The 3,964-nt window shown below is 40.5% G+C and carries 6 protein-coding genes; 5 read left to right on the top strand and 1 reads right to left on the bottom strand.

Annotated elements, in window-relative coordinates; translation table 11 throughout:
- The 3 genes from GRP75_RS20805 to GRP75_RS20795 form a co-directional block, all read left to right on the top strand.
- Nucleotides 1–862 (top strand): oxidoreductase (locus GRP75_RS20805; protein ID WP_160790249.1); only part of this gene is annotated, 862 nt, incomplete at its 5' end.
- A 334-nt stretch (nt 863–1,196) separates the two neighbouring features.
- The gene (locus GRP75_RS20800) at nt 1,197–1,619 is read left to right on the top strand and encodes a MarR family winged helix-turn-helix transcriptional regulator (RefSeq protein WP_025718540.1); all 423 of its coding nucleotides are present in this window, start codon (nt 1,197–1,199) and stop codon (nt 1,617–1,619) included.
- A gap of 72 nt (nt 1,620–1,691) precedes the next feature.
- On the top strand, nt 1,692–2,273 hold the full coding sequence (locus tag GRP75_RS20795; RefSeq protein ID WP_028542747.1) for an NAD(P)H-dependent oxidoreductase: 582 nt from the start codon (nt 1,692–1,694) through the stop codon (nt 2,271–2,273).
- A 188-nt stretch (nt 2,274–2,461) separates the two neighbouring features.
- Here GRP75_RS20795 and GRP75_RS20790 read toward each other — a convergent pair whose 3' ends face one another.
- Nucleotides 2,462–2,929, bottom strand: a complete 468-nt coding sequence (locus tag GRP75_RS20790; protein WP_023988144.1) for a GNAT family N-acetyltransferase — start codon at nt 2,927–2,929, stop codon at nt 2,462–2,464.
- Nucleotides 2,930–3,120: 191 nt separating this feature from the next.
- Here GRP75_RS20790 and GRP75_RS20785 point away from each other — a divergent pair, with 191 nt between their 5' ends.
- Both GRP75_RS20785 and GRP75_RS20780 read left to right on the top strand, forming a co-directional pair.
- Entirely contained in the window at nt 3,121–3,558 is a 438-nt protein-coding gene (locus GRP75_RS20785) for a MarR family winged helix-turn-helix transcriptional regulator (protein ID WP_075154067.1), read from the top strand.
- 21 nt (nt 3,559–3,579) lie between these two features.
- Nucleotides 3,580–3,964: DegV family protein (locus GRP75_RS20780; RefSeq protein ID WP_337194251.1), on the top strand; the 385-nt coding region annotated here is incomplete at its 3' end.

Below are 3,964 nucleotides of genomic sequence, written 5' to 3'. Positions count from 1 at the left end.
AGCGGCTTTAAACGGTTGGGCTGAAGTGGTCAGACAGGTTCATGAAGCCGGTAGTAAAATTTTTCCACAGATTTGGCATATGGGGATGGCTCGCCCTTTGGGATCTCAGCCGAACCCAGAAGCGCTGTCGATTGGTCCATCAGGGCTGGATCTGGAAGGAAAAAAAGTGACCGAGCCGATGACAGAAGAAGAAATCGTCAAGGTCATTGGGGCCTATGTCGATGCAGCTGCGAATGCAAAACGATTGGGCTTTGACGGCGTTGAAATTCACGGAGCGCACGGCTATCTGGTTGATCAATTCTTTTGGGAGAGAACGAACCAACGTACGGATCGCTATGGTGGCGATATCATAAAACGTGCACAATTCGCCATTGAGCTTGTGGAAGCTATTCGTGCTGAGGTTGGCCCTGATTACCCTATTGCCATGCGCCTATCCCAATGGAAAATGAATGATTACAACGCAAAGCCGTTCGATACACCGGATAAACTGGGGCAACTCCTGAATGTGTTAGTACAAGCGGGCGTGGACATCTTCCATTGCTCGACACGTCGCTTTTGGGTACCTGAATTTGAAGGCTCCGATTTGAGCTTTGCCGGATGGGTGAAGAAGCTGACTGGAAAAACCACGATTACGGTTGGCTCTGTAGGTCTGGATGAGGATTTTGTAAGTTATACGGAAGGGAAAGGGGCAGGACACCAAGATATTAATGAACTTCTGGAACGGCTGGACAACAATGAATTTGATCTGGTAGCTGTTGGGCGTGCGCTTCTGGGTGATCCTGCATGGGCTACAAAAATACGTGAAGGCCGAATTCATGATCTTCAAACCTTTACACCTGAGGTACTTCAAACGCTCAACTAAAACATATCATACTTCCAATATCTCTTTAAATAAACAGTGTAAGCCAAAATACTCAAAGTCAGGTAAGGAACTTTGGTGTTTTGGCTTTTTTATGCGTCTGCAATAGTAGTCCACCATGAACCATTTTAGATTAAGTCATATTTGCTTTAAAGTTTTCTTGGGTACTCAAGTATTGAATTTTCTTTAAAAGCTGCTCCATTTAACAAGCTCCTATCTATTTTAGATTTCATTATATCAAACTTAATCCTAGTTCTTTGAATCATTCATATGCTAAAACCAGATCAGACTGAAACCAACACTTGATATATATAGATGTCTATGTAATAATGCTTGTATGTTAAAAAATAATGCAGCTGCACTGATAGGAACCATTAGAGACTCGATCAATAAATTGATTGTGTCTGAGCTCGAATCGAATGGAATTGAAGGAATTGTTCCTACTCATGGTGGAATTCTAATGTTCCTTTATCAAAAGGACGGGCTTTCCATTAAGGAATTGACGCAAAAAATTTCTCGTCAGCAACCCACTGTCACTGTTTTGATCGACAAGCTAGTGAAGTTGGGGTATGTCGAAAGAAAAAAAGAAAGGGAGGATAGTCGGGTTACCTTGATATTTCTGACCGATAAGGGAAGAGAGATAGAGCCTGTATTTGAGATGATCTCCAATAGATTACAAGAAACCATCTATGGTGGTCTGAAAGACGAGGAAAAAGAACAGCTGGAATATTTGCTGGAGCATGTAAAAAACAGATTATAAATTTTTTTAAGTAAATGTATATATATCTATATTAATATCAAAATAACAATAAAACATCTGGAGGTTATTAAAATGAAACATCTTATTATCTATGCTCACTCTAACGCAGAAAGCTTTAATCACGCGATACTCGAAACGGTTGTAAATACTCTGAAAGAAAAAGGTGACGAAGTCGTTGTACGTGATCTATATGCCCTTGATTTTCAACCTGTATTAAAACCTGAGGATACTGCCGCTATGAGAGCAGGGCAAACTCCGGCTGATATCAAAGTGGAGCAGGAATACATCTCACAATCGGATACAATTACTTTTATTTCTCCCATCTGGTGGACAGGTCTTCCTGCCATCCTGAAAGGTTACGTTGACCGTGTATTTGCATACGGATTTGCATATACGGCTGGTGCGGAAGGGATTAATAAGCTGCTTACAGGTAAAAAAGGTTTTATTGTGAATACACATGGTACTCCCAACGCGATCTACGATGAAATCGGTATGACCGCAGGATTGAAGATCACATCAGATACGGGAATTTTTGATTTCGTTGGAATTGAATCCGTCGGTCACTTGCTGCTTGGAAGTATTGGTTACCTTGATGAAGATGGCTATAAAGGACTGCTAAAGCAAGTCCAAGACACGGTTAAAACGGTGCTGTAAAGTCAGTTTATGTTCTCTTAGAAACGTAAGACATTCTTTAAATGATGAGGTCAACCCGTATTTAGTGGTTGGCCTTTTCTTATAGTGCTTATATATCTCCAACATCCCGGTTCATAGATCTTTTGAATTTGTAATAGCATCTTGGGGCAGATATAACTGGACATTCAAGGGTGTGTTGAAGCATGACTCTATGATCTTTCGACGGTTTTGGAATGTCCCTCTACGATTAAGTACATGTAAACGTCAATAGGGTCCTCACGTTCAATTTTAAAACCAAACCGTTCATAAAGACGTCTGGCTGAGCTTCCTTGCAGAACATTTAAGGTTACATGTTTTCCTTTTACATGATTTTGTTCTAGCAGATTTTTTAATATTTGACTGCCGACTCCTTTACCTTGGTAACTGGGATGAATATAAAAATGCTCCAATAAATAACCGTCTAATCTCGGTTTAAAAGCTATGCAGCCCACAAAAGAAGAGTCTTCCTCAATGATCCAGGTATGGACAGAATCGAATGCATCACGAAAGCGTTGACGAACTTTCTCTTCATCAAACCTTCCTAATCTGGTTAAATCGTTCCGCAGTACAATCGCCCGTAAATTAGCAATGCTTTCAATATCCGAATTGTGGGATTGGCGAAGAGTAAACCGTTTCATCTTATGTAACAACTCCTTTACCGTAAACTGGCAAGAGGTGATCAAGCGTATTTTTTCTTATTCGACGCTGAGCTCATTAACCCTTGTATTAAAATTCACAAATATTTCATTGTTATTATCGTGGGCAATTCATTATAGTACATAGTATTAATAGTTAACTGTATGTATTATGTGTTTTGCGGAGGTTCACTATGAAAGATTATGAACTAAGGGACGAATTGAGAGAATCCGTTAACCGGATTTATGACATGGAATTATTCAGTAGCCTGACGGAGCTTGTTCAGGGGGAAAACCATGTGCTTCAATATTTAGTTCAGCATCGGGATGATGAAATTAATCCTTCCTTACTCAGCGATCATCTGCATGTATCCAGATCAAGAATTACGGCAGCGCTTACGGGATTAAGGAAAAAAGGCTATGTGACTATGGAAATGTCTGAGCATGACAGACGACGAATGTGTGTAAGGCTCACAGTAGATGGTGAATCCTTGATCAAACAGAAGCAACAGAGAATTGAGGGTTATTTTGAAGCGCTTGTAGTAGGTTTGGGTGAGAAGAATGTGAAGGATTTTATACGGTTAATTGAGCTTTCTTTGAGTATTATGAATACGGGTTCTATTGAAAAATAACATAATGTGAGGGTGTACCGGGTGAGATATAAAATAATAGCAGACAGCTGCTGTGATTTAACGAGAGAGCTTAGAGAAGAGATGCAAGTTACTACGATTCCGTTAAATATGACGCTGGGAGATAAATGCTTCGTAGATGATGACACATTGGACTTGCCTCAGTTTATGGAAGAAATGAAAGCCTGTACAACCAAAATTGGATCCGCATCACCGTCACCTATGCTGTATAAGGAAGCCTTTCAAGGTACGCATACTTCTTTTGCCATTACATTATCCAGCAACCTGTCCAGTTCGTATTCCAGTGCATTGGTAGGAAAAGATATGGCGGAAGAAGAGGGGGCGGATGTTCATGTATTTGATTCGAAAAGCGCTTCGGCTGGACAGCTCTTGTTAGCTCTAAAACTAC

This window comes from Paenibacillus sp. OT2-17 (genome assembly GCF_009827695.1).
GTDB lineage: Bacteria > Bacillota > Bacilli > Paenibacillales > Paenibacillaceae > Paenibacillus > Paenibacillus polymyxa_B.
The sequence above is the reverse complement of the archived record's forward strand: the minus strand, read 5'-3'. Positions and strand labels throughout refer to the sequence as shown.

Coding starts and splice junctions, on each gene's coding strand:
- GRP75_RS20800 (WP_025718540.1), top strand. CDS start 1,197: ATGTTAAAAAATAATGCAGCTGCACTGATAGGAACCATTAGAGACTCG.
- GRP75_RS20795 (WP_028542747.1), top strand. CDS start 1,692: ATGAAACATCTTATTATCTATGCTCACTCTAACGCAGAAAGCTTTAAT.
- GRP75_RS20790 (WP_023988144.1), bottom strand. CDS start 2,929: ATGAAACGGTTTACTCTTCGCCAATCCCACAATTCGGATATTGAAAGC.
- GRP75_RS20785 (WP_075154067.1), top strand. CDS start 3,121: ATGAAAGATTATGAACTAAGGGACGAATTGAGAGAATCCGTTAACCGG.